Genomic DNA, 24,455 nt, shown 5'->3' with positions numbered 1-24,455 from the left:
GGACTCTCGTGGTCTTTCGTAGGACGTACGGGGACGGGGACGGGGCGGATGGCTCAGGCGTGGAAGGGCAGGCCGGCGTCAGCGGCGAGCTGCAGGTCGTCGCCCTCGGGCGGCGGCAGGAGGGTGGCGGAGCCGTCGCTGACGGGGACCACGCCCAGTTCCAGGAGCTCGGCCATGGCCGCGCTGCCCGCCATGTCGCGGACCTGGAGCTGGTAGCGGGGGGTGGTGCGGTAGGTGCCTCCGGCGTCGTCGCCGGTGCGCTGGAGGAAGCCGGACTCGGTGAGGAAGGCCGCGGCCTTGCCGACGATGCCGGTGGTGGAGCCGGCGAGGCGGCGGGCGTCCTTGGTGGCGCCGGTCGCGCTGCGGCGGGCGTAGACCCGCCAGGCGGCCTCCAGGCCGGGGGCGTCGGAGGCGGGGTCGGTGTTCTCGCCGAGCTCCTCGGCACGCTCCTCCAGGCGGCGGCAGGTCTGCCGGACGAAGGCGTCGACGCCGTTCACGGTGATGCGGCCGATGTAGCCGTCGTCGGCCAGGTCCTCGGGGCGGGGGAAGGCGAGGGCGGCGACGGCGAGGTGCGCGAGGCCGTGCAGGAAGCGGTCGGCGGAGTCGGCGGCGGTGCGGCGGGCGTAGTCGCCCATGCGGACGGCGAAGACGGAGTCCTCACCGGCGGCCACGGCCATGCCGGCGCGCGGGGACACCTCCAGCACGACGAGGCCGAGGCCGGTGGCGACGGCGTCGGCGAGGCGGCCGAAGGCGGGGTCCTCGCGGTAGCGGCGCAGCAGTTCGGCGTACTCGGCGTCACGGGCGGGGAGCAGCTTGGGCTGCAGCCCGAAGGCGACGAGGCGGGCCGCGTCGGCGGCGTCGGCGGGGGTCACCGCGGCGGCGGGGGCGAGCGCGACGGGAGCCGACGGCGCCGGCTCGCTCCACGCGGTGTGCTCGGCGTGGTGGTCGCTCACGGGTGGGTCTCCTCGGCGGTGCGGGTGTTGCGGGTTCGGGTGGTGTGGGGTGCGGCGGCGTCGACGGCGGGCCCCCGCGCTCCGGGGCGGCGTCGCCTCGCCCCGGCGGCGGCCGCGGCCACGCAGGCCCGGCGGCCGGACCGGGCTCCCCGGGCAGTCGCGTACCGGGGCGGCCCGCCTACCGCCCCGGCCCGCCACACGTCCACGAGCCCTGCCGGGTCAGCCGACGCGGGGGCGACCACGGCGCGCGAGGGCGCGGCCGCAGGGGGCGCGGCAGAGGCCCCGGCGGGCGCGGCCCGGCCGGCGGGCGCGGGCATGACGGCAGCCGACGCAGGCGTGCCCATGGCAGGAGCCGGCACGGCCACTGCCGACACAGGCACGGCGGCGACAGCCGACGCGGGAGCGACCACACCGGGCGCGGACACAACCGCACCGGGCGCGGGCACGACCACACCGGGCGCGGCCCGGTCAGCCGACGCAGGGACGGCGACAGCCAACTCTGGAGCGGCCACGGCGTGCGAGCGCACGGCCGCAGGGGCCGACGCAGGCGTGCCCATGGCAGGAGCCGGCACGACCACTGCCGACACAGGCACGGCGGCGACAGCCGACGCGGGAGCGACCGCACCGGGCGCGGACACGACCGCACCGGGCTCGGGCACGACCACAGCAGGCGCGGCCCGGTCAGCCGACACCGGTACGGCCGCAGCCGACGCGGGGACGGGCACGGCGGGCGCGGTCACCGGCACGGCGGGCGCCTGCAGGGCCGCGCGGCCCGGCGGAGGCGAGGCGACGGCCGGGCCCGGGCATGGCCGGGTGGACGCGGCGGCGGCCGCCGTTGCCCGCGCCGTGAGGGCGAGCGGCCGGCTCATGCCGCCTCCGCGCGGTCCGCGGCCATGCCGGCCGCGTCGAGCAGCGCGGTGCCGACGATCAGGTCCGCACCGCCGAACTCGGGGTCGTCGAGCTGCGTGCCGTCGTCCACCGCGAAGAGCAGCCGCTCCTCGCCCTGGCGGTATGCCGTGCCGACGGCCGGGCTCGCCGCGTGGACGGCAAGCAGGGCCACCAGGTACGGCAGGTCCGGGTCGCTGCGGCGGGCCTCGGCGAGGAGGCCGGACAACCGGCGCGGGGCGTCGTGCGGCAGGTCCAGGAGCTCCATCGCGGCGGCGAGCTGCTCCTCGCTGAAGCGGCTGTCGTCCGGTGTCGCGATGAGGTCCGGCTCGGGCATCTCCGCGCCGAGGTGCTCCCGCTCCACGGGCGGGGTGAGCAGGATGTCGACCAGGTCCCCCACGCGCACCGAGACCGGCGTGCGCAGACCGGCGCCGGAGGCGAAGAAGGCGTCCGTCACCCGCCTCGCCTGTTCCAGCGGCAGCGGCAGCAGCGGGGCCACCAGCTGCCCGTACAGGTCGATGCCGGAGCGCCGCGCGGGCGCGGCGAAGGCCTGGCGGTCCTGCTCGGCGCGGAAGAGCGGTCCGGCGTCCAGGAGCCGGGACTGGAGCTGGGTGTGGCGGCGGATGCAGTCCTTGACGATGTCGACGAGCTCGGCCGCGCGCCGCTTGTTCTCCGGCTCCTCCGCCTCGTCCCGCGCCTTGCGGATGTTGGTGAGGATCGCGTTCTCGTGGCGGTAGCGGTCGGCGACGTGGTCGAGGGCTTCCGCGATCATGTCGGGGACGGCCTGGAGCCAGTCCACCGCCCGCACGTTGCGCCGCGTCGCGTCCAGCGTGCGGCGCAGGGTCTCCGCGTACTGGACGGTGCGGTAGCGGGCCTGTTCGGCGGCGAGCTGGGCGTCCGCCAGCCGGCCCCGGCTGATCAGCACGTCCAGCTTGACCTCGGCCGCGATCTGGGCGCTGGTGACGTCGGTGTCGAGGGCGCCGACCAGGACGTTGACGGCCTCGTCGGTGGTGCGCAGGTAGACCGCGCCGCCGTAGCCGGGGACCTCTTCGATCAGCTTGAAGTCGTAGTCGCGCCGGACGTAGACCCCGTCCGGGCCGAAGGTGCCGTAGATCGCGCGGAAGCCGCGGTCCACGCTGCCGACGTTGATCAGGTTCTCCAGCACCCAGCGGGCGACGCGCTCGTGCTCGGCCGCCGGGCGGGCCGGGGCCTGGGCCGCGACGCGCGGCAGCAGCCTGGCCACTATCTGCTCGTGGTCGGCGCCCGTGTCGAAGTCCATGTTGAGCGTGACCAGGTCGATCGCGGCCAGCGCGACCTCCGCCATCGCGTAGACCCCGTACTCGCCCGCCAGATTGGCTTTGCGTACGTCGAGGTCGTGCAGCGGGGCGGTGCAGGCGAGGGCGCGCAGCCGCCGGGCCAGGCCCTCGTCGGCGGCAGGGCCCGGCGCCGGGGACGGAAGGGTCTTCGCCGGGGCGGGGAGAGTCACGGACAAAGACTAGGCGCTGTCACGGACAACATCCCAAACGGCATGGTTCGGCCGGATCGTCCCCGGGCCTCCTGCTCTACGCTCAGCGCATGGCTTCCATGATCGCATCCACTCGGGTGATCGACCTCAACGCCGATCTGGGCGAGGGCTTCGGCCGGTGGACCCTGACCGACGACGAGGCCCTGCTGTCCGTCGTCACGAGCGCGAACGTGGCGTGCGGCTTCCACGCCGGGGACCCGTCCATCATGCGCCGGGTCTGCGAGCTGGCGGCCGCGCGGGGCGTACGGATCGGCGCGCAGGTCTCCTACCGGGACCTGGCGGGCTTCGGCCGGCGCTCCATGGACGTGCCGGCCGGTGAGCTGGCCGACGAAGTGGCCTACCAGATCGGGGCCCTGGAGGTGTTCGCGCGGGCCGCCGGCTCCCGAGTGTCGTACGTGAAACCGCACGGTGCGCTCTACAACCGCACCGTGCACGACGCCGAACAGGCCGCCGCCGTCGTCGCGGGCGTCCGGATGGCGGCCGGGGCCGGCGCCACGGGCGGCCTGCCGGTGCTCGGCCTTCCCGGATCACTGCTCCTGTCCGCCGCCGCGGAGGCCGGGCTGGCTCCCGTACCGGAGGCCTTCGCCGACCGCGCGTACACGCCCGCCGGGACGCTGGTGCCGCGCACCGAGCCGGGGTCGGTGGTGCACGACCCGGACGCCGTGGTGGCGCGGGCCGTACGGATGGCCGCCGAGGGGGCGGTGACGGCGGCCGACGGGTCCGAGGTCCCGGTCGCCGCGCGCTCGCTGTGCCTGCACGGGGACACCCCGGGGGCCGCGGAACTCGCCCGCGCGGTCCGGGAGTCGCTGGGCGCGGCCGGGGTCCGGGTGGAGGCCTTCGCGTGAGACCCCTGGTGGTGGGCGGGGAGGCGCTGCTGATCGAGCTCGGCTCGGCGGCCGAGGTCGCCGCGCTCCACGCCGAGCTGCTGCGCCGGCGGGAGGCGGGCGAGCTGGGCGCCGTACGGGACCTCGTGCCCGCGGCGCGCACGGTGCTGCTGGACGGCGTACGGGACCCGGCCGGGCTGGGCGCCCGGATCGCCCGGTGGGAGGTGCCGCCGCTGACGGAGACGCAGGGGCCGCTGGTGAGCGTCCCGGTGCGGTACGACGGACCGGACCTGGCCGAGGCCGCCCGGCTGTGGGACGTGGCCCCCGCGGAGGTCGCGGGCATCGTCGGCGCCACCGTCTTCCGGGTGGCCTTCTGCGGGTTCGCCCCCGGCTTCGGCTACCTGACCGGTCTGCCGGAGCGTTTCCACCTCCCCCGGCGGGCCACGCCCCGTACGGCCGTCCCGGCGGGCTCACTGGCGCTGGCGGGCGAGTACGCGGGCGTGTACCCGCGCTCCTCCCCCGGCGGCTGGCAGCTGATCGGGTCCACCGACGCGGTGCTCTGGGACCCGGAGCGCGAACCGGCGGCGCTGTTCACGCCCGGGGTACGGGTGCGGTTCACGGAGGCGGACGGATGAGCGGGCTGCTGGTGGTGCGGCCGGGAGCCCTGACGACGCTCCAGGACCTCGGGCGTCCGGGGTACGCGCACCTGGGGGTCCCGCGCTCGGGGGCGCTCGACACGGCGGCTTACGCGCTGGCCAACAGGCTGGTCGGCAACCCTCCGGACGCGGCGGCGCTGGAGACGACCATGGACGGGGTCGGGCTGCGGGCCCTCGCCCCGGTGACCGTGGCGGTCACGGGCGCGCCGTGTTCCGTACGGGTGGCAGGCCGCCCGGCGGCCTGGGGAGCGCCGGTCGGGCTGCCGGCCGGTGCGGAGCTGGAGGTGGGCCGGGCGGAGTCGGGGCTGCGCGGCTACGTCGCGGTGCGCGGCGGCCTCGCCGTCCCGCCGGTCCTGGGCAGTCGCTCGACCGACCTGCTGTCGGGCCTGGGGCCGCCGGTCCTGTCGGCCGGTACGACGCTGCCGGTGGGTCCCGCCGGGCCGGCCCCCTCCCCCGGGGCGGACGCGTACGGCCTGCCCGGGGCTCCATCGGAACTGCTGCTCCCCCTGCGGCCGGGGCCGCGGGCGGACTGGTTCACGGAGGCGTCGCTCGCCGGGCTGTGGCGTTCGGTGTTCCGGGTGTCGCCGAAGTCCAACCGCATCGGCCTGCGCACGGAGGCGGGCACCCCGCTGGTCCGTGCCCGAGCGGGCGAACTGCCCAGCGAGGGCATGGTTCTGGGTGCGGTGCAGGTCCCCCCGGACGGCCTGCCGGTGGTGTTCCTGGCCGACCACCCGGTGACGGGCGGCTACCCGGTGGTGGGCGTGGTCCCGCCGGGTCCGGCCCTGGACGCGGCGGCGCAGGCCCGGCCGGGGGTTCCCGTCCGGTTCCTCCGGTCCCGATGAAACGTTCGAGGGGGCTTCGGCCAAGTACTGGGTGAGGGGACCGACCGGCCCCCTACACAGGGAGGAACCGGGTGCGCAGCCCACGACACGAGACCGGACCACCGGATCTCACCACGTCCGAGGGATTCGGGGCGTTCTACGAGGAACACATCGACGCGGTGCTCGGCTTCGTCACCCGCCGGGTCAGCGACCCGCACCTGGCGGCGGATCTGACGGCGGACATCTTCCTCGCGGCGATGGGCTCGACTTCCGGCTATCGGCCCAACAGGGGGGCGCCGATCGCCTGGTTGTTCGGGATAGCCCGCAACATCCTGTCGGGCCACGCCCGCGGACTCGCCCGCGAGAGCGGCGCGCTGGCCCGGCTGAGCGGGCGCCGGCTGCTCGACGACGAGGACGTCGCCGCGCTGGAGGAACGGATCGACGCCCAGAGGGCCTTCAGGGACCTGGCCGAGCGCCACGCCGCCCTGTCCGAGCCGCTGCGTGCCGCGCTCGACCTCGTGGTCATCGACGAACTCACCCCGGCCGAGGCCGCCCAGGCCCTCGGCGTCACCCAGGCGACCATCCGGGTCCGCCTGCACCGGGCCCGGCGCGCCTTGCGCGGCCCGGAGCACATCCAGCGGACCGCCCTTGAACACCAGTTGGAGGTGGCCCGATGACCAGCAGGCCCAGTGCGTTCGAGCAGCGACTGAAGGCGGAGCTGCTGGTCAGGATGACGGATCAGCCCGCGCCCGTACCTGCCCCCTACCGCCGTTCTGCCGCGCGGCGGTACCGCATTCCGCTCGCCCTCGGCGCGGTGGCGGCCGCGGCCGCGGGCCTGATCGCCCTTCCCGTCCTCGGCGACAGCGGCGGCTCGTCCCCTGCCCACGCCTACACACTGACCAGGGCCGACGACGGCAGCATCCTGGTCGAGCTGTTCCAACCCGACGGGCTGCCCGGCCTGGAGGCCGAGCTCCGGGGGTTGGGCGTCAGCGTCGCGATGGTCTACGGGAAGCCCAAGTCGGAGTGTCCCACGGACATGCTGGCCATGGGTCCGGCGTTCGATGATCCGAAGGAGCCTCTGCTCAGCACGAACGAGAAGGGATTCGTGCTGAGGATCAACGCGAGGACGGTCCCCCCGGGCCACACCCTCGTGCTTGAGATGCCCTCGGAGACCCGGTTGGCCAGGCTCCCGGAGGCCATGGGGTTCGGTGTGCACGAGTCTTCACGGATACCGCCCTGCGTACCCGAGGACGAGCCGCCGCCCGCCGACGAGGCACAGCCGCAGCGAACGCTGTCACCGGAGAAATTGCGGGAACAGCAGGAAGCGGAGGAGCGGATGAGGAAGGCCCGGGAGAAGTACCGCTCGGAGCACCCGGACGCCCCCACGGGGTGATCGCGGACACCTCGCCCCGGCCGCACCGGCCGGGGCGAGGTGCGTCAGGACAGCACTCGGCCCGGCCACCTCACATCGGGGTGGCCGGGCCGAGTGCGCGTCGGGCGGGGGCCGGCGGGGCTACACGGCCGACTCCGGGGCGATGCGGCTGCGGACGGCGGACTGGACGTCCTCCTCCTCCGCGGGGTCCGCCGCCAGGCGGCGCAGCCGGGGGGCGACGCGGGCGTCGGCCGTCTCGGCGTGGCGGGCGGCGACCTCCCGGGTGGTCTCCTCGCAGTCCCACAGGCACTCGACGGCGAAGCCCGCCGCGAACGAGGGGTCCGTACTGGCCAGGGCGCGGGCGGCCCGGCCGCGCAGGTGGGACGAGGCCGTCTCGCGGTAGATGTGGCGCAGTACGGGGGCCGCGCAGCCGATGGCGAGCCGGCCGGCCCCGTCCACCAGGGCGAACAGCCGCTGCGTGTCCGGGCCGGAGCCGCGGACGGTGGAGCGCAGGGCTCCGAGGACCAGGCCGGCGTCCTCGGCTCCGCCCCGGGCGGCCAGGATGGCCGCGGCGGCCGCTCCCAGGGCGTCGGGGCGGTGGATCCAGCGCCGGGCGCGTTCGACGGCCTCCGGGCCGCACATGCGCTCGTACGCGGCCACGGCCGGCTCGTCGGCCGCGGCTTCGATGAGGTCCAGTACGGCCGGGTTGTCCGGTTCGGCGAGGACCAGGTGGTGCAGGGCGGTGGCGCGGGCGGCTTCACCGGAGGCTCCGGCGGCCGCCGCGAGGATGGCGGGACGGTCCTCGGGCGCGGCCACGGCGGCGAGGCAGCGCGCGGCGGGCACGTGCAGCGGGGTACCGCGGCGCAGGCCGTCGGCGGCCCAGTCGAAGACGGCCTGGACCCCCCAGCCCGGCCGGGGCCCGCTGGGCGTCAGCTGGCGCTGCCAGCGGTCGAAGGAGCCCTGCTGACGGGCTGCGCGCAGGCGCTCCCCGTACCGCGGTGACTCCTCCCACAGGCTCCAGGGCCTCGGCTCGTACGCGTCGCGGACGGCGGCGGCCAGCCGCGCCTCGCCCTCCGCCGTGGCGGGGAATCTGGCGAGGACGGATCTGGCGAGGCCGCGCAGGCCCTCGTCGTCGTCGCGCAGGGCGAGCTCGTCGAGGGCCCAGGCCCAGTTCGCCCCGGAGGCGGCGTACCGGCGCAGCAGCATGAGCGCGTCGTCACGGCCGTACGAGGCCAGGTGGCCCAGCACGGACAGGGCGAGGCCCGTCCGGTGGTCCTCTTCGTCGACGAGGTCGTCGGCGCTGAAGAGGTGGGTCTCGATCTCGCCGAGGGGGCCGTCGAGGTCCAGGTACAGCCGGGCGTAGTACAAGGAGCGGTTCTCGACCTGCCAGTCCTGGCGCGGATCGCGGAGCACGCACTGGTTGAGGGCCGCGAGGGCCTCCGCCCTGGGTGCCGCGAGAGCGTGCAGCGTGCCGTCGCCGCGGCCGCGCTGGAGGAGCCCGAGCAGGGTGCCGCTCGGCGCTATGACTGGTTCGAACATGGGAATGGCCTCAAATCAAGCTGGGGACGCAACCGGGAATCGGGATTCACAGGGCCGCGTAACAGCATGTGAGGACGTCCGCCGTCAGGTTCCGCTCGATGTAGACCATTGCCTTCTCACTCTCGTCGGTGCTCCGCGGCCATGGCGGCCGGTCCGGCAGGAAGGGTATGGACACCCGTTGTGTCCAGCCCGCTCCTGCCCGTCCGTCATGTTCGCGAATCGAATCCGTCGCCATGATGACCCAGGCGGTTTGTGCGCCGCGACCACATTTACGGCCGCCGTGACCAACCTGTGAGGTCGGGAAGCGGCCTGGCCCCGCCATGTCACCGGCAAAAGCGGATTACTTGGCTCCGAAGAGTTCCAGCAGGTCGGCCTTGGCGAACATGCGCGCCGTGTCCACCGCGGAGGGGGTGCCGGCGTTCGGATCGGCCCCTCCGGCGAGCAGGGCGCGGATGACGGCCTCCTCGCCCTTGAAGACGGCTCCGGCGAGCGGGGTCTGGCCGCGGTCGTTGGCGCGGTCGGCCTCCGCGCCGCGGGCCAGCAGGGCCGCGACGGCATCGGCGTGGCCGTGGTAGGCGGCGAGCATGACGAGGGTGTCGCCGCGGTCGTTGGTGAGGTTCGCCGGGACACCGGCGTCGAGGTACGCGGTGAGCGTCTCGGTCTCACCCTGACGGGCGAGGTCGAAGATCTTGGTGGCCAGTTCGATGACGTCCTCGTCGGGGACGTCCTGGGAACCGGGGCCTCCCGCGCTGTGCTCGCTCATCGTTCGTACCGCCTTTCACTCGCTGCTCGTTCCCCCGGGGCCGGGCGGGCAGGGGGGTGCACGGCACTGCGTCCGTACGGGTGAATCGCCAGGGTAGCGCCCGGACCTGCACATGTCCGGGGCAGGCCGAGGCAATGATCACCCTTGTCCCCCTTCACTCCGGACGCGCCAGCCGGGGTGAGCCGGTCCAGTGAAAAACTCCTGGATTCACCCGTATGCACCTTTTGTCGCATTGATACTTCCTGTGAGCCTGGAAGAACTGATGGTGAATGTCCCCACCCACCAGGAGAAACGCACATGGTCCTGTCCATCTCAGGCGTCGTCCTGCTCGGCATCATCTGCTTCCTGTTCTTCAAGAAGGACGGGATGAAGCTGACGCACGCGTTCGTCTGCTCGCTCTTCGGCTTCTTCCTCGCAGGCTCCGCCATCGCCCCCAGCATCACGGCGAGCACGGCGAGCCTCGCGAGCCTGCTCGGCGGGATCAAGCTCTAGGCCGCCGCCGATCGAAGACGCCCAGCCCCACCCGAAGTACCCGAGCATCCACAACTCCAGGAGACGCCCGTGGCCCGGCGCCCACTTCCCCGCATCCTTCAGCGCGGCACCGCGTCGCTGGCCCGGGGCCGCGACATCGCTCGCACGGCCGCCGACAGCGCCACGGACGTCCTCCATCCGCTCCTCACCATCGGACGCGGCCTGCGCGTCCTGGCCTCGGCCGGGCGGCGCAAATGGTCCGAAACCCCCAAGGACAGGCGTGGTCCCGCGCTGTTCCTGGGAGCCGCCTGCGTCCTCGTGGTCGCGCTCGTCCCCTACGGACCGCTCGCCGCCCTGATCACCCTCATGGCCGCGGCGGCCTGGCAGGGACGCGACCGCGCCCCGGTGAAGACCGTGCCCAGCGATGCCGAGACCGAACGGCTCCGCTCCCTCTACGAAGCCCTCGTGCCGTACTTCTCCATCCCGGAGGACCCGAGCCCGCTCTTCGCCCACGGCGGGGACTGGGACAAGGCCTTCAGCGGCTACGAGTTCGACGAGGCGGGCCGCGTCACCCGGCTCCACATCCGCTACCCGGCCTACTTCACCGATGGCGAGGCCACCTCACGGGCCCGGATCGAGGCTTTGCTGCACGCCAAGTCCGGGCGCGGACGGGAGTATCTCTTCGACTGGGACGAGGAGGGCAACCAGCTCGACCTGATGGTGCTGGCGGCGCTGCCGACGGGTATCGCCGCCCAGCCGTTCGTCACCTCCCCCGGCGAGACCGTCCTCGGCTTCACCGATTCCGGGAGCGTCCAGCGCACCCTGCCCGTGCTGGAGGGCGACGAGCCGCGGGACGTGCCGCCGGTTATCTGGCGTACCGGACCCCGCTCCACCGAGCCCCACCTGCTGGCCGTCGGGCAGCCCGGCAGCGGCACCTCCACCCTGCTGCGCTCCGTCGCCCTGCAGGCCCTGCGGCACGGGGGCGACGTACTGATCGTCGAGGGCGGCGGCAGCGGCGAGTACTCCTGCCTGTCCGGGCGCAGCGGCGTCCTCGGCGTGGAGTGCGGGCCGATCGGGGCGCTGTCCACCCTGGAATGGGCCGCCCAGGAGACCGAGCGGCGCCTCATCGCCACCCACCGGGCCCGCGAGGCCGGGCGCCCGGCGCCCGAGGACACCCGCCGTCCCCTGTGGATCCTGCTCGACCGGCCGAGCGTGCTGACACATCTCGCGGCCGCCGAGGGGGCACCCGACCCGCTCGCCAAGCTGCAGGTGCCGCTGCGGCACGGGCGGGCCGCCCACATCACCGTGGTGGTGAGCGAACACTTCGACCACCTGGAGCTGCTGAGCGACGCCGTGTGGCAGCACACCCGAGCCCGGGTCGTACTCGGGCCCGCCGCGATCCAGCAGATCGCCGACGTCCTGGGGCTGCCGCCGCACACCACGCCGACGGCCCAGGTGCCGCCGGGGCGCGGCTACGCGCGGCTCGGCTCGGGGCCGGTGCACCGGCTCCAGGTGCCCGCCACCCCGGACCCGTACGACGACGCCGCGCACCCGGCGTTCCGCCAGGCCGTGCTGGAGCTCCTGCCGGAGCGGCAGGGTGACGTGACGCTGGGCAAGGCCCGGCGGGGGCAGGCCGTCACCACTTCGGAGATCCCGTGACCCGGCCCGGCACCGGCGCCAAGGGCTCTCCCGTACCGGACGGCCCTTACGCCACGAACGTCCGCGGGGGCTCGGCGCCGCTGCCTGCCGCGCCCGTGCTGACCAGGGCGGCCGCCGCCGCCAGCCGGGTGGCGGCCTCCACGGCCACCGGGCCCCCCACGGTGAAGGGCAGCCGGACGTAGCCCTCGAAGGCCCCGTCCACGCCGAACCGGGGCCCCGAGGGAACCCGTACGCCGACCCGCTCCCCCACCTCGGCCAGCCGGGAGCCCGAGAGGCCGCCCGCGCGGGCCCAGAGGGTGAGACCGCCCTGGGGGACCTCGAACTCCCAGTCGGGCAGTTCCCGGCGCACCGCGGCGACCAGCGCGTCCCGGTTCTCCCTGGCCTGGTCGCGACGGATCCCCACGGCCTCCTGCCAGCCCCCGGACCTCATCAGCCAGTTCACCGCGAGCTGTTCCAGCACCGGCGTGCCCAGGTCCGCGTAGGCGCGGGCCGCGACCAGGCTGCGGATGACGTCGGGGGCGGCGCGGACCCAGCCGATCCGCATGCCGGCCCAGAAGGCCTTGCTGGCGGAGCCCACGGTGATCACGGTGCTGCCGGCCGGGTCGAAGGAACAGACCGGGCGGGGCATCTCCAGATCCGGGTCCAGCTGGAGCTCCAGCATGGTCTCGTCGGCGACCAGGACGGTGCCCGCGGAGCGGGCGGCCTCGACCATCGCACGGCGCTGCTCCTCGGAGGCGAGGGCTCCGGTGGGGTTGTGGAAGTCGGCCACGACGTAGGCGAGGCGCGGGGCGGAGTCCCGCAGGACCCGGCGCCACACGTCCATGTCCCAGCCGGACAGCCCGTCGGCCATGGCGACGGGCACGAGGCGGGCACCGGCCGCGCGCATGAGCTGCAGGATGTTCGCGTACGAGGGGGACTCCACGGCGATCCGCTCGCCGCGCCCGGCGAAGAGGCTGCAGATGGCGTCGATGGCGCCCATCGCGCCGGTGGTGACCATGATCTGCTCGGGCATGGTGGGGATGCCCTGCTCGGTGTAGCGGTCGGCGAGCATCCGGCGCAGGGCGGGCAGGCCGGCCGGGTAGTCGCCGTGGGTGTGCGCGTACGGGGGCAGTTCCTCCAGCGCGCCCTGGACGGCCTTGGTGAGCCAGGGCTCGGGGGCGGGCAGGGCCGCGCAGCCGAGGTCGATCATCGACCCGAGGGACTCGGGCGGCAGCGGCTCCAGGCCCCGGGCGGGCAGCGGGTTCCCGGCCGGTACGGAGGTCCAGCTGCCGGCGCCCCGCCGGGACTCCAGGAACCCCTCCCCGCGCAGGGCCTCGTACGCGGCGGCGACGGTGGTGCGGCTGAGGGAGAGGGCGACGGCCAGCTCGCGCTCGGCGGGCAGCCGGGCGGCGACCGGGACGCGGCCTTCGAGGACGAGGAGGCGGATCCCGTCGGCGAGGGTGCGGTACGCGGGCAGCTTGCGCGAGCCGGGTGCGGCGGTGCGGCCCTGCTGGGAGGTGATCAGGCGGGCGAGCTGTGCGGCACCGACCGCTGAGGTCCATTCGGCCATTGCGTCCGGTCCACCTTCGTCGGATTGGCCTCGACGGGGGAGCCGGAGGCCGGGATTGGATTGAAGTCTGCGGACACAGACTGCCACGGGCCGGTCCACCTGCACCAGCGGCGTACCCGCCTCCGCCCCCCGTTCACCCGGCGTACCAGCACCATCCCTCGCCACGAGGGATACTGCCGCCGTGACGCACGTACGCCTTCGCCATCCGTATCTGGACCACCCGGCTCCGATTCCCTTCGCACACCGGGGAGGGGCCGCGGACGGGCTGGAGAACACCGCCGCAGCCTTCCGCCGCGCCGCCGAGGCGGGCTACCGGTATTTCGAGACCGATGTGCACGCCACCGCCGACGGGAAACTCGTCGCCTTCCACGACTCCACGCTGGACCGGGTCACCGACGCGCAGGGCCGGATCTCCGAGCTGCCCTGGAAGCGGATCCGCGAGGCCCGGGTGGGGGGCACCGAGCCGCTGGCCCTCTTCGAGGACCTGCTGGAGGAGTTCCCGGACGCCCGCTGGAACATCGACATCAAGGCCGAGTCGGCGCTGCACCCGCTGGTGAACCTGGTCGCGCGGGCAGGTGTCTGGGACCGGGTCTGCGTGGGCTCCTTCTCCGAGAGCCGGGTGGCGCGGGCCCAGAAGATCGCCGGGCCCCGGCTGGCCACCTCGTACGGCGTGCGCGGGGTGCTGGGCCTGCGGCTGCGCTCGTACGCGATCCCGGCGGCGCTGCGCGTGGGGGCGGTGGCCGCCCAGGTTCCCGAGACCCAGGCGGGGATCCGCGTGGTCGACCGGCGCTTCGTGCGGACCGCGCACGAGCGCGGCCTGCAGGTGCACGTGTGGACCGTGAACGAACCGGAACGTATGGAGTCTCTCCTCGACCTGGGTGTCGATGGCATCATGACCGACCGGATCGACATCTTGCGCGCGGTGCTGGACCGGCGCGGGGCCTGGGCCTGACAAGGGCAGGGGTGCCCGCGCGGGCACCCGGGGGCCGCGCGGTACGGGGACCAGCGAGGGGGCACCGAATGAGTGCGCAGACGGAAGACGAAGCGGAATCCGGCGCCGAGGACGGCAGATCGGCCGCCGCGGCGACCGCGACGGCGGCGCGCAAGCGCGAGCAGCGGGGCTGGTACTTCTACGACTTCGCCGTGTCGGTGTACTCGGCGAGCGTGCTGACGGTGTTCCTCGGGCCGTATCTGACCTCGATCGCCAAGGCGGCGGCCGACACCGAGGGCTTCGTGCACCCGCTGGGCATTCCGGTGCGGGCGGGGTCCTTCTTCGCCTACTCGGTCTCGGCCTCGGTGATCCTGGCCGTGGTGCTCATGCCGCTGGTGGGGGCCGTCGCCGACCGGACCGGACGCAAGAAGCCGATGCTGGCGGTGGCCGCGTACACGGGCGCCGCCGCGACCGCCGGGATGTTCTTCCTGGGCGGTGAGCGCTACCTGCTGGGCGGGCTGCTCCTGATCGTGGCGAACGCCGCGCTGTCCGTCTCGATGGTGCTCTACAACGCCTACCTGCCGCAGATCTCCACTCCCGACGAGCGGGACACGGTCTCCTCCCGGGGCTGGGCCTTCGGCTACACCGCGGGCTCCGTGATGCTGGTGGTGAACCTGGTGCTCTTCCAGGGCCACGACTCCTTCGGCCTGTCCGAGGGCGAGGCGGTACGGATCTGCCTGGCCTCGGCGGGCCTGTGGTGGGGGGCCTTCGCGCTGATCCCGCTGCGCCGGCTGCGGGACCGGGCCGTGGTCCGCGAGCCCGGGTCGGGTCCGGCCGTCAGCGGCTGGAAGCAGCTCGTCGCGACCCTGAAGGACATGCGGCGCTACCCGCTGACCCTGTCGTTCCTGCTCGCCTACCTGATCTACAACGACGGCGTGCAGACGGTGATCTCCCAGGCCTCGATCTACGGGTCGGAGGAACTGGAGCTGGAGCAGTCCACGCTGATCGGGGCGGTGCTGCTCGTGCAGGTCCTCGCGGTTGCGGGCGCCCTCGGCATGGGCCGGCTGGCCCGGATCTACGGTGCCAAGCGCACGATCCTGGGTTCACTGGCCGCGTGGGGGCTGACGCTGGCGGCCGGATACTTCCTGCCGGCCCGGACCCCGGTGTGGTTCTTCGCACTGGCCTCGATGATCGGGCTGGTGCTGGGCGGCAGCCAGGCGCTGTCGCGCTCGCTCTTCTCGCACCTGGTGCCGGCGGGCAAGGAGGCCGAGTACTTCTCCGCGTACGAGATGAGCGACCGCGGGCTGAGCTGGGTGGGACCTCTGGTCTTCGGCCTGACCTACCAGCTCACCGGGAGCTACCGGGACGCGATCATCTCGCTGGTGGTCTTCTTCGCACTGGGTTTCGTGCTGCTGGCCAGAGTGCCGGTGCGGCGCGCGGTGGAGGCGGCAGGCAATCCTGTACCCGAGCGGATCTGAGACCGGATCCGCGAGCGCGCCCGGCCCGGATCCACGAACGAATTCCGAACGAATTTAGACGTTGAAGCAAAGGGCCGGTAGTGTACGCCTTTGGCCTGCCAGGCGGACCGTTACTGCGCGCTAAAGAAGCATGGACGTTGGGTGACATCTGCTGCCAGATGTGACAAAACGGGCATTGGTGGGTACAACAAGGGGCGGCACGACGGGCGACGCATGACCCGGAGCGGGAATCTATACCGCCGACCGGACGTTGACCGGATGACGACGACAGCGACACCTGTCCTGTGGGCGACAAAGCCCGGGAGGCACGATTCATGAGTGAGCGAGCTCTCCGCGGTACGCGCCTCGTGGTTACCAGCTACGAGACGGACCGCGGCATCGATCTGGCCCCGCGCCAGGCGGTGGAGTACGCATGCCAGAACGGACATCGATTTGAGATGCCGTTCTCGGTTGAGGCAGAAATTCCGCCGGAGTGGGAGTGCAAGGCGTGCGGCGCCATGGCACTCCTGGTTGACGGGGACGGGCCCGAAGAGAAGAAGGGCAAGCCTGCGCGAACGCACTGGGACATGCTCATGGAGCGGCGCACCCGCGAGGAGCTGGAGGAAGTGCTGGCCGAGAGGCTTGCGGTCCTTCGTTCCGGCGCCATGAACATTGCCGTGCATCCGCGGGACAGCCGCAAGTCCGCCTGACAGCCGGACGAAACGAACAAGCCGAGGGGCGCCGCCCCCCCCCCCGGGGGGGGGGCCCCCCCCGGGGGGGGGGGCGCGGGGGGGGGGGGGGGGGCGGCCGCGGGCCCCCCCCCCCCCCCCCCCCCCCCGCGGCCCCCCCCCCCCCCGCGGGGGCCCCCCCCCCCCGGGGGGGGGGGGGGGGCCCCTCGGCGTTGCAGTTGCCCGTCGGCTTTGTCAGGTATCGCCCGCTTGATGCGGGCTCGTCCCCGACCGGTCGCGTCGCCTACGGGGCGAGCGGCGGCCGGTACGCCGTGTCGCCCGGTTGCTGCGGCCGGTCCTCACGGATGACCTCGCCCTGGACGACCTTGCCGTCGGGGTAGTGGATGCGGGCCTGCGTGAAGGCGTCACCGAAGGAGCCTGCGGGGGCCGAAGCCATCTTGCGCTCCAGCGACCGGCTCGCGCGGCGGCCGATCCACGCCCGGACCGGCGGGAGCAGGCAGAGGAGGCCCGCCACGTCGGAGATCAGGCCGGGCATGATCAGGAGCAGGCCCGCCAGCATGGTGAGGCCGTTGCCCTGGCCGGGCTGCTGCGCGGCGGGCTGCCGACCCTGCTGGGCCTGCTGGAAGGTTTCCGCGAGGTTCTTGAAGGCACGTCGCCCGGCCCGCTTGATGACCACCACGCCCAGGATCATCCCGCCCGCGAGCAGCGCGGCGACGGCCAGCCCGCCGGCCGCGTCGGCGACCAGGCCGAGCAGCCAGATCTCCAGGATCAGCCAGGCGGCGATCGCCAGGGGGAGGAACGTACGGGCGGGGGAGCGCCGCCGGGGGGCCGTCGATGTGGGAACGCCGGTCGTCATGCCCCCAGTGTGCACGGGTCCGCGTAAAAGCGGCCTCAGCCGGAGGTACCGGACATCCCCTAAGGGCTGTCCGGGCCGCTTCGGCAGGTCAGGCCTGCCCCTTGTCCTTGTCCGCGCCCTTGCCCGGGAGCAGCTTGGCCGCCTGGGCCTTGAGGCCCCACTGGGTGACCCGCCACAGGGCCTCCACCACGATGTCCTTGCTCATCTTGCTGTCGCCGAACTCACGCTCGACGAAGGTGATCGGGACCTCCACCACGCGGAAACCCTTCTGCACCGCCCTGCGTGCCAGGTCGACCTGGAAGCAGTAGCCCGCGGAGGCCACCTCCTCCAGGCCCAGGCCCTCCAGGGTCTCGCGGCGGAAGGCCCGGTAGCCGCCCGTCACGTCGCGGATCGGGACGTTCAGCATCAGCCGGGAGTACGTGGACCCTCCGCGCGAGAGGATCTCGCGGCTCTTGGGCCAGTTCACGACACGGCCGCCCGGCACCCAGCGGGAGCCCAGGACCAGGTCGGCGCCGGCCAGCGCGGTGAGCAGGCGGGGCAGTTCCTCCGGCTGGTGGGAGCCGTCGGCGTCCATCTCGACGATCACGCCGTAGCCCGCTTCCAGGGCCCAGACGAAGCCGGCCAGATAGGCGGCGCCGAGTCCCTCCTTGCCCTTGCGGTGCAGGACGTGCACGTGGTCGTCGCCGGCCGCCAGCTCGTCGGCGAGCTTGCCGGTGCCGTCGGGGCTGTTGTCGTCCGCGACCAGGATATGGGCCTCGGGCACCGCCGCGCGGACGCGGCCGACGATCAGCCCGATGTTCTCCGCCTCGTTGTAGGTCGGAATGATCACCAAGGCTGTACCGAGCGGCCCGTAGGTCCGCTGTCCGCCGTCGCTCACTGAGTCCCCTTTGTGCTCTTGCACGTCCTGTACGTCTGGTCGCAGAGGATGACTTTAGAACAGCGATCGGGGCCAGCGGTCCTTCGGGCCGGTCAGACTCCCGCTGGCTGCGGGCCGCCGTGACCGTTGTCTACTGGACCGCCGGGCCCCGACCCCGGGGCCACCCTCCCCCAACTACCGCTGGAGGTGCCCCAACCGGCCAAACCTTCCGTCGCCCCCGAGGCGCGGGCGCGGGTGAAGGCGGATCCGTCCGGCACGGGCGTCCTGTGGTGGACCCGGCCGAACCTATCCGGGTCCGGGTGCCCGTATCGAACCGAGGCACACCGGATCACCCCTGTGGGCGTACGAATACCTCCCGCCCACCGACCACGGTCGCCAGGCACACCGGCAGGTCTGCGCCGGGGGTCAGATCGGGCAGTCCGGGGGTGCCGGAACGGGGGTCCGTGGACCAGCGGGCGACCCGGTCGTCGGGGGCCTGGACGACCAGTTCGGCGGTCTGCCAGACGGCGTAGTCGGCCGGAGCGCCCGGAATCAGGACGCCCGCGTCGTCGCGGCCGAGCGCCCGCCAGCCGCCCCGGGTGTGGGCGGTGAAGGCGGCCCGCACGGAGATGCGGTGCTCAGGGGTCCGGTGGAACGCGGCCGCGCGGACGGTGCCCCACGGGTCCAGCGGGGTGACGGGCGCGTCCGAGCCGAAGGCCAGCGGGACACCGGCCTTGAGCATGGCCGCGTACGGGTTCAGGGTGCGGGCGCGCTCGGCGCCGAGCCGGTCGGCGTACATGCCATCCTCGCCGCCCCAGGCCGCGTCGAAGGCGGGCTGCACGGACGCCGTCAGGCCCAGCTCCGCGAAGGCGGCGATGGTGGCGGGGGTCATCATCTCGGCGTGCTCGACCCGGTGCCGGGCGGCGCGGACCCGCGCCAGGCCGACCTTCTCGGCGGCCGCGCGGACACCTTCCACGACGGCGGTGAGCGCCGCGTCACCGATGGCGTGGAACCCGGCCTGGAGCCCCGCCTCGGTGCAGGCCGCCACGTGCTCCGCGACCGCGCGCGCGTCCAGGTAGCCGGTGCCGGTGTGCGCGGCGTCGGCGTACGGAACGTGCAGGCAGGCCGTGTGCGAGCCGAGGGCGCCGTCGACGAACAGGTCACCGGCGGCCCCGACGGCGCCGAGGGCCTTGGCCTGGTCGAGGTCCCGGTCGGCCCAGTAGCCGAAGACACGCGGCCCGGGCCGCTCCCCCGCCAGTGCCAGCAGGTCGCGGAAGTCCTCGGCGGAGGAGATGTCGGGCCCGCCGCACTCGTGCACGGAGCCGATACCGAGCGAGGCGGCCCGGTCCAGGGCGGCCCGCTGGGCCTCGGCGCGCTGGGCGGGGGTGACGGCGGCCAGGGCGGCGGCGCGCACGGCGTGGTGGGCGTCGCGGGTCAGCGGCTCGTCGCCGTCCGGGGTCACGCCGGGGACGAGGTCCAGCAGGGCGGTGGTGACGACGGCCGAGTGCACGTCGATGCGGCTGAGGTAGAGCGGGCGGCCGCCGGCGGCCTGGTCGAGCTCGGCGCGGCGCGGGGCCCTGCGCTCGGGCCAGCGGGCGGCGTCCCAGCCGTGCCCGAGGAGCACCCGGTCGGCCGGGCGGCTCGCGGCGTACGCGCGTACGAGGTCCAGCGCGGCGGGGAGGGAACGCGCTCCGGAGAGGTCCAGTCCGGTCAGCGCGAGGCCGGCGGAGGTGGTGTGGACGTGCGCGTCGGTGAAGGCGGGCGTGACGAGCGCCCCGCCGAGGTCGACGACCTCGTCGACGCCCTGCGCGAAGGCGTCGGCCGCGCCCTCGGAGCCGACCCAGGCGACGTGGCCCCGCTCGACCACCATCGCGGTGGCGAACGGGTCCGCGGGGCTGTGTACCTCGCCTCCGCGCAGGAGGACGGTCCTTGTCGGTGCTCCGGCGGCGTCGGCGGAGGCGGCGGTGCGGTCAGTCATGGGGACCAGTCTCCCGCGTCCCCACGGCCCGCCCGACCGCCGGGTCCCCCCGAGGCGGCTACACCCGGGGCGGGCGGGCCTCATAGGGGGTGGACAGGACCACCGTGGTGCGCGTCGAGACGTGCGCGAGGGCGCGCAGGCGGCCCAGCAGGTCTTCCAGCTCCAGCGGCGTCGCGACACGGACCTTGAGGATGTAGTTCTCGTCGCCCGCGACGCTGTGGCAGGCCTCGATCTCGGGCACGCCGGCCAGCCGGTCGGCGATGTCGTCCGGGGCGCTCGGGTCGAACGGCTTGACCGAGATGAAGGCCGTCAGCGGCAGCCCGACGGCCTCGGGGTCGACCACGGCCGCGTAGCCGCGGATCACCCCGCGCTGTTCCAGGCGGCGTACTCGCTGATGGACCGCCGATGTCGACAGTCCCGTGGCCTTGCCCAGATCCGTGTAGCTCATCCGCCCGTCCCGCACGAGCAGATCCACGATCTGGCGGTCCAGCTCCTCCATTGCGCTCATAGCCGCTCAACCTAAGGCCCAAGGGCATCCCAGGCACAGTGCTGTCCGCCCACTGGAGGCATCTGCGCCGGGCATGTGACCAAGGCCACAAGGGTATGCAGGCGTACGCAGGGCTGTTGTGGTTACTCGTGCCGCGCGGCGGGAAGTGCTTGCTTTGGCCGAGGCCGAAGAACCAGCCCGCCCGGCCCACCCAAGGGGGAGTACATCCATGCAGAACACCACCCGCGCCGGTCGCACCGAACCGGAGCCCCTCGAACTCGTCGATTCCGAGGACGGTGAGTATCCCGAACACCTCGACGACGGCGAGGGCTTCGAGATCCACCACGCCGTCTGCCCCGACTGCGGCCAGTCGATCGCTCTCGTCGCCGACGAGGAGTACCTGCCGCAGCACGCGCTCTGCCTGACCCCGTGGAACCCCTTCGGTCTCACGGTGTGCGCGGGCACCGGGCGCCCCGTCTGCGACGCGCTGCCCACCGTCGGCATGATCCAGCCGGTGGGGGCGCAGGAGCTGGAGCCGGTGGTGCTCCTGAGCCTGCCGCAGGGGCTCGACTGGCGGACGCAGCCCTTCTCGCACGTCGGCGGTCCGGGCTCGCGTCCGGTCCGCATCGTGAGCCCCGTGCCGCCGCAGACGCGACAGCAGCACGTGCAGGCGGCCTGACCCGGCCTTCCGCCGGGCCTACTCCCAGTACGTTCCCTGCACCATGGCGGCCAGGCTGGCGTGGTGCAGGATCAGGCTGTCCGGATCCGCGGGGATCTCGACCTCTCCGAAGTACGCCTGCCGGTAGGCGATGCGCAGCATCACGATCCCGTGCCGCAGGGCCGCGTACAAGGTGTGGAACTCCATGTCCCGCGGGGTGTGGCCGGTGAGTTCGGCGTACCGCCGCTCCAGGTCCTCACGGCGCAGGAAGTCCGGCAGGCCGGGCTGTCCGAAGCCGACGGTGAGGTCCTGGAAGAACCGGTGGAGGTAGACGGTCCAGCCGAGGTCCAGCTCGCGCGGGGCGTACGCCGCCATCTCCCAGTCCAGGACGGCGGCCGGCGTGAAGCCGTCGTAGATGACGTTGCCGATGCGGGCGTCGCCCCAGTTCAGGACGGCCGGGCCCTCGTCCCGCGGCCACAGCTCCTCCAGGCGGGCGAACGCCCGCTCGATGAGCGGGGACGGGGCGAGCCCGCCCACGACCCAGGCGTAGTAGGCGCGTTGGGCGTCGACGTGGCGGCGCAGCGGGCTCCCCTCGCCCTTCGGGAGCAGGAACTCCGCTTCCGCGCACGGGAACTGGTCGTGCAGGCGGGCCAGCAGGGAGATGCTCGCCTCCTGGAGCTCGGCGCGCTCGGCGTCGGTCGCGGCGTGCAGCCAGTTGCCCTCGTAGGTGTAGGGCATGACGTCCGGCGGGACCCGCCCCTCGGCCCGGGCCATCACGAAGAACGGCGCCCCGAGCGGCCCGGGGTCCTCCTCCAGCCACTGCACGCGCGGAACGGGCAGGTCCGTGTGCTCGGCGACCAGGCTCATCACACGGTGCTGGCGCGGCATGTCGTACGTCGGGAAGACGCTGTAGGCGGCCGGGTCGGCGGCGAGCCGCAGCGCGCAGGCGCGGAGCGGGGTGTCGGGGTGGTCTATGTCGAAGAGCAGGGTCTCGCTGGACATGCCGTTGGATCCGGGAACGGAGACGTTGGTGACCTTCGCGCCGGGGAGCCTGGTGTCCAGCCAGGCGGCGAGACGCCGGCCGAGCTCTTCGGGCTCCCGGGTGGAGGTGCGCGGACGTGGAGCGGTGGCCATGGGTACCCCTTTTCTACTGGGCGACGGAGGAGTAGTCGGCGAAGCCGCTCGGGTCGTGGCGGCCGAAGCTTCCGTGCTCGAAGATGCCGTGGCCGATCTGCCCGTCGAGGGTGAAGCGCGCCGAGTGGTCGGTGACCCCGAAGGCGGCCATGGGGTGGGCGGTGGGGTCGGAGAGGTCGTAGACGCGGCGGTCGGTCCAGCCGCGGCCCTGCCAGCTGCCGTGCTGCCAGTCGGCGGCGGGCGGGTAGCCGGCGCCGACGGCGAGCGGGGAGGAGTTCAGGATCTCCACTCCGAGTTCGAGGGGCTTGCGGGCCGGGTCGGTGAGGTGGACGACGGCGCTCTCGGGGTGCCGGCTGCCGGGCCGGTAGCGGATCTCGGTGTGCGGCCAGCCGAGCTGGACGTCGTGGCGGCCGCTGTCCTCGGGGAAGACCTGGACCGCCTCGCTCAGGGTGCGGTGGCCGTCGGCGTCCTCCTGGGCGATGACCATCAGGAAGCGGTCCTCGAAGCGGACCGGGATCCAGAGCCAGTGGAAGCCCTCGGGCCGGTACTCCTCGGCGGCCCGCCCCCCGTCCTCACCGGGGATCGGCCGCACGCCCCAACTGCGGTCGCGGGTACCGGTCCACTCCCCCGGCGCGAGGATGAACTCCTCGCCCTTGGCCCGGATGACGCCGCTCACGCTGCCGGCCTGGACGAACCGGCGACCCTCCAGCATGAGGCGGTCGCCGCGCCGTTGGATGTGGTGGGGCTCCCAGACGGCGGGGAACTCGGCGGTCCACGTGACGTCGTACGAGAGCCCGTCCGGGTCGTCGGGGTCGGCGGCGCAGCGCAGCGTGAGCTGCTTGAGCGGGGCGTCGACGGTGATGGCCAGAGGGCCGACGGAGAGGTTCATCCGGTCGTCGGTGAGGGCGTCGGAGGCACGGACGGCGAGGAGTTCGTCGCCGACGCGGAGGGTGGCGTAGGCGTCGATGACCCCGGCATTGGGGTAGACCCCGAGGCCGAGGATGAGGACGGCGCGGCCGGCGTGGTCGAAGACGTGGAAGATGCAACGGTCGTAGGCGTTGCGGTCACCACTGACGAGGTGCTTCATCGACAGGGGCGCCTGGTGGATGGGGTACTCGTCGAGGCCGATGGGCCGGTCGGCGGGCATGGCGGACCTCCGGGACGGGACGTGCGGATCAGATTTGACGGTACGTCAGAAACCGGCGTCGGGGCCAGAGGTATGGCACGAACTGACAGGGTGGCAGGGGGTGTCGGGCGGGGCGGGAGGCCGCGACGCTATCCGTCGGACATGACGGACGCCGAATGGGGCGCGGTCCGCCCACTGCCACGAGTCCCGGCACGGCCCCCACGACGGCAAGACGCCCCAAGACCGCGACAGCGGACAGTTTCTGCTATTTGGCGGCCACCTGAGGACTGCGAGACGCCTTGGCGGAGTGAGAGGTTGAAAAATCCGGCATCAGACTCCGTCTGGCCCCTTTGCCGCCTGAATCGGGCCCAACAGAGACCCTGAGAGGTCGTTTTCAGATAGTTTGCGTCGCCTCTGGTGCCCCATCTGCTTGCTGGCGCCTCTTACGTCTCATTTCCAAGAGGCGCCTACCTCGGGCGAAAGGGATGGAGTCAGCGCCTCTTGGAATGAGACAGACCCTGCGGGATGAGACGGGCAATACGGTTCTCCCAGGCGCATCGTTCGACACATGAGCACCTCGCCGCCCTCCAGCGATGCCTGGACGCGGGCCCAAATCGGGAGCAGACGGGCTTCGTCGATGAAAACGACCTCTGAGGAGCCGTTTGCGTTTCGTGTGGGCCCCAGACGCCCCAAGCGGGAAGCGATATCACCTCTGACGTGCGTATCGCCGTGCCCTCGATAGCGGCTGTCAAGTCCCGAGATTTCGTCACGTGACCAGGTGGCCCGCTCGACGCGCAATGGAGTCCGTACGAAAGGACCTGATTCTCATGCCCACAAGGACCCGGCGCTTCACCCTCCTCGGCGCCGCGACCGCACTCGCCTGCGGATGCCTCTCCCTCTCTGCTTCCGCGTTCGCCGCCCCGACTGCATCCAGTGCCTGCACGCCCGCCGACAACCCTGACGATCACATCTTCAAATAGAGCCGTCAGGGTTTGCCTCAGCACGACTACCGCAGCGGTCCAATCCTGGGCGTCGCAGACGCCTGCCCAACCTTGCTGCCCGTCGTGTGGGGAGCGGGACCTCAACCGGGCGGCATCAGGGAGGCGGGGTGGTGGCTTCGGGGGGCGGGACGTCCACGGGGCGGGATCAGAGATGCGGGGTGGTGGCTTCGGGGGGCGGGACGTCCACGGGGCGGCATCACAGATGCGGGGCGGGGGCCTCGGGGGCGGGACGTCCACGGGGCGGCATCACAGATGCGGGGCGGGG

At 73.4% G+C, this 24,455-nt stretch carries 23 protein-coding genes; 11 read left to right on the top strand and 12 right to left on the bottom strand.

The window, feature by feature from the left end:
* Positions 1 to 53: 53 nt before the first annotated feature.
* The 3 genes from ACFYOB_RS38570 to ACFYOB_RS38560 form a co-directional block, all read right to left on the bottom strand.
* Positions 54 to 953, bottom strand: a complete 900-nt coding sequence (locus tag ACFYOB_RS38570; RefSeq protein WP_388568930.1) for a hypothetical protein — start codon at positions 951 to 953, stop codon at positions 54 to 56.
* Complete coding sequence (locus ACFYOB_RS38565) at positions 950 to 1,270, bottom strand: hypothetical protein (RefSeq protein WP_388568928.1); 321 nt, start codon at positions 1,268 to 1,270, stop codon at positions 950 to 952. Before ACFYOB_RS38565 ends, ACFYOB_RS38570 begins: the two co-directional genes overlap by 4 nt.
* Before the next feature lie 548 nt (positions 1,271 to 1,818).
* Entirely contained in the window at positions 1,819 to 3,324 is a 1,506-nt protein-coding gene (locus ACFYOB_RS38560) for a hypothetical protein (RefSeq protein WP_388568926.1), read from the bottom strand.
* A 116-nt stretch (positions 3,325 to 3,440) separates the two neighbouring features.
* On the opposite strand from ACFYOB_RS38560, the gene ACFYOB_RS38555 reads away from it, so the two are divergent.
* From ACFYOB_RS38555 to ACFYOB_RS38535, 5 genes are all read left to right on the top strand, one after another.
* Positions 3,441 to 4,208, top strand: a complete 768-nt coding sequence (locus ACFYOB_RS38555) for a LamB/YcsF family protein (RefSeq protein WP_388568971.1) — start codon at positions 3,441 to 3,443, stop codon at positions 4,206 to 4,208.
* The gene (locus ACFYOB_RS38550) at positions 4,205 to 4,822 is read left to right on the top strand and encodes an allophanate hydrolase subunit 1 (RefSeq protein WP_388568924.1); all 618 of its coding nucleotides are present in this window, start codon (positions 4,205 to 4,207) and stop codon (positions 4,820 to 4,822) included. The genes ACFYOB_RS38555 and ACFYOB_RS38550 overlap by 4 nt, the downstream gene beginning before the upstream one ends.
* Complete coding sequence (locus ACFYOB_RS38545) at positions 4,819 to 5,685, top strand: biotin-dependent carboxyltransferase family protein (protein WP_388568921.1); 867 nt, start codon at positions 4,819 to 4,821, stop codon at positions 5,683 to 5,685. The genes ACFYOB_RS38550 and ACFYOB_RS38545 overlap by 4 nt, the downstream gene beginning before the upstream one ends.
* Before the next feature lie 71 nt (positions 5,686 to 5,756).
* A complete protein-coding gene (locus tag ACFYOB_RS38540) occupies positions 5,757 to 6,341 on the top strand; it encodes an RNA polymerase sigma factor (RefSeq protein ID WP_388568918.1) in 585 nt (194 codons plus the stop codon).
* Positions 6,338 to 7,057 carry a hypothetical protein gene (locus ACFYOB_RS38535; RefSeq protein ID WP_388568916.1) on the top strand — a complete coding sequence of 240 codons (720 nt, stop codon included), beginning with the start codon at positions 6,338 to 6,340 and terminating at the stop codon, positions 7,055 to 7,057. Before ACFYOB_RS38540 ends, ACFYOB_RS38535 begins: the two co-directional genes overlap by 4 nt.
* 120 nt (positions 7,058 to 7,177) lie before the next feature.
* Here the strand turns inward: ACFYOB_RS38535 and ACFYOB_RS38530 are convergent, their stop codons facing one another.
* The gene (locus ACFYOB_RS38530) at positions 7,178 to 8,575 is read right to left on the bottom strand and encodes a HEAT repeat domain-containing protein (protein WP_388568914.1); all 1,398 of its coding nucleotides are present in this window, start codon (positions 8,573 to 8,575) and stop codon (positions 7,178 to 7,180) included.
* 340 nt (positions 8,576 to 8,915) lie between these two features.
* Complete coding sequence (locus tag ACFYOB_RS38525) at positions 8,916 to 9,338, bottom strand: ankyrin repeat domain-containing protein (protein ID WP_388568912.1); 423 nt, start codon at positions 9,336 to 9,338, stop codon at positions 8,916 to 8,918.
* 297 nt (positions 9,339 to 9,635) lie between these two features.
* Here ACFYOB_RS38525 and ACFYOB_RS38520 point away from each other — a divergent pair, with 297 nt between their 5' ends.
* Both ACFYOB_RS38520 and ACFYOB_RS38515 read left to right on the top strand, forming a co-directional pair.
* Complete coding sequence (locus ACFYOB_RS38520; RefSeq protein ID WP_030031218.1) at positions 9,636 to 9,830, top strand: hypothetical protein; 195 nt, start codon at positions 9,636 to 9,638, stop codon at positions 9,828 to 9,830.
* Positions 9,831 to 9,899: 69 nt separating this feature from the next.
* Positions 9,900 to 11,468, top strand: a complete 1,569-nt coding sequence (locus ACFYOB_RS38515) for a hypothetical protein (protein ID WP_388568910.1) — start codon at positions 9,900 to 9,902, stop codon at positions 11,466 to 11,468.
* Between the two features lie 46 nt (positions 11,469 to 11,514).
* Here the strand turns inward: ACFYOB_RS38515 and ACFYOB_RS38510 are convergent, their stop codons facing one another.
* Entirely contained in the window at positions 11,515 to 13,017 is a 1,503-nt protein-coding gene (locus tag ACFYOB_RS38510; RefSeq protein ID WP_388568908.1) for a PLP-dependent aminotransferase family protein, read from the bottom strand.
* A 181-nt stretch (positions 13,018 to 13,198) separates the two neighbouring features.
* Between ACFYOB_RS38510 and ACFYOB_RS38505 the strand changes: the two genes are divergently transcribed.
* The 3 genes from ACFYOB_RS38505 to ACFYOB_RS38495 all read left to right on the top strand — a co-directional run bounded on the left by ACFYOB_RS38505 (position 13,199) and on the right by ACFYOB_RS38495 (position 16,115).
* A complete protein-coding gene (locus ACFYOB_RS38505) occupies positions 13,199 to 13,969 on the top strand; it encodes a glycerophosphodiester phosphodiesterase (RefSeq protein ID WP_388568905.1) in 771 nt (256 codons plus the stop codon).
* 68 nt (positions 13,970 to 14,037) lie between these two features.
* A complete protein-coding gene (locus ACFYOB_RS38500) occupies positions 14,038 to 15,426 on the top strand; it encodes an MFS transporter (RefSeq protein ID WP_388568902.1) in 1,389 nt (462 codons plus the stop codon).
* Positions 15,427 to 15,740: 314 nt separating this feature from the next.
* Complete coding sequence (locus ACFYOB_RS38495; RefSeq protein ID WP_007262928.1) at positions 15,741 to 16,115, top strand: RNA polymerase-binding protein RbpA; 375 nt, start codon at positions 15,741 to 15,743, stop codon at positions 16,113 to 16,115.
* 262 nt (positions 16,116 to 16,377) lie between these two features.
* On the opposite strand, the gene fxsA is transcribed toward ACFYOB_RS38495, so the two are convergent.
* The 4 genes from fxsA to ACFYOB_RS38475 all read right to left on the bottom strand — a co-directional run bounded on the left by fxsA (position 16,378) and on the right by ACFYOB_RS38475 (position 20,283).
* Positions 16,378 to 16,950, bottom strand: coding sequence for an FxsA family membrane protein (fxsA, locus tag ACFYOB_RS38490; RefSeq protein WP_388568900.1), 573 nt, complete (start codon positions 16,948 to 16,950; stop codon positions 16,378 to 16,380).
* 88 nt (positions 16,951 to 17,038) lie between these two features.
* A complete protein-coding gene (locus tag ACFYOB_RS38485) occupies positions 17,039 to 17,827 on the bottom strand; it encodes a polyprenol monophosphomannose synthase (RefSeq protein ID WP_388568897.1) in 789 nt (262 codons plus the stop codon).
* Between the two features lie 328 nt (positions 17,828 to 18,155).
* On the bottom strand, positions 18,156 to 19,784 hold the full coding sequence (locus ACFYOB_RS38480) for an amidohydrolase (protein ID WP_388568895.1): 1,629 nt from the start codon (positions 19,782 to 19,784) through the stop codon (positions 18,156 to 18,158).
* A 58-nt stretch (positions 19,785 to 19,842) separates the two neighbouring features.
* Positions 19,843 to 20,283, bottom strand: a complete 441-nt coding sequence (locus tag ACFYOB_RS38475; protein ID WP_030011705.1) for an Lrp/AsnC family transcriptional regulator — start codon at positions 20,281 to 20,283, stop codon at positions 19,843 to 19,845.
* Positions 20,284 to 20,500: 217 nt separating this feature from the next.
* Here ACFYOB_RS38475 and ACFYOB_RS38470 point away from each other — a divergent pair, with 217 nt between their 5' ends.
* Positions 20,501 to 20,950, top strand: coding sequence for a hypothetical protein (locus tag ACFYOB_RS38470; RefSeq protein ID WP_388568893.1), 450 nt, complete (start codon positions 20,501 to 20,503; stop codon positions 20,948 to 20,950).
* Positions 20,951 to 20,968: 18 nt separating this feature from the next.
* On the opposite strand, the gene ACFYOB_RS38465 is transcribed toward ACFYOB_RS38470, so the two are convergent.
* Both ACFYOB_RS38465 and ACFYOB_RS38460 read right to left on the bottom strand, forming a co-directional pair.
* Entirely contained in the window at positions 20,969 to 22,063 is a 1,095-nt protein-coding gene (locus ACFYOB_RS38465) for a phosphotransferase family protein (RefSeq protein ID WP_388568889.1), read from the bottom strand.
* Positions 22,064 to 22,076: 13 nt separating this feature from the next.
* Positions 22,077 to 23,210, bottom strand: a complete 1,134-nt coding sequence (locus ACFYOB_RS38460; protein ID WP_388568886.1) for a hypothetical protein — start codon at positions 23,208 to 23,210, stop codon at positions 22,077 to 22,079.
* Positions 23,211 to 24,455: the final 1,245 nt, after the last annotated feature.

The sequence above is a fragment of the Streptomyces sp. NPDC006463 genome, assembly GCF_042870715.1.
GTDB lineage: Bacteria > Actinomycetota > Actinomycetes > Streptomycetales > Streptomycetaceae > Streptomyces.
Note: the sequence above shows the minus strand (reverse complement) of the source record. Positions and strands in the feature narration are given on the sequence as shown.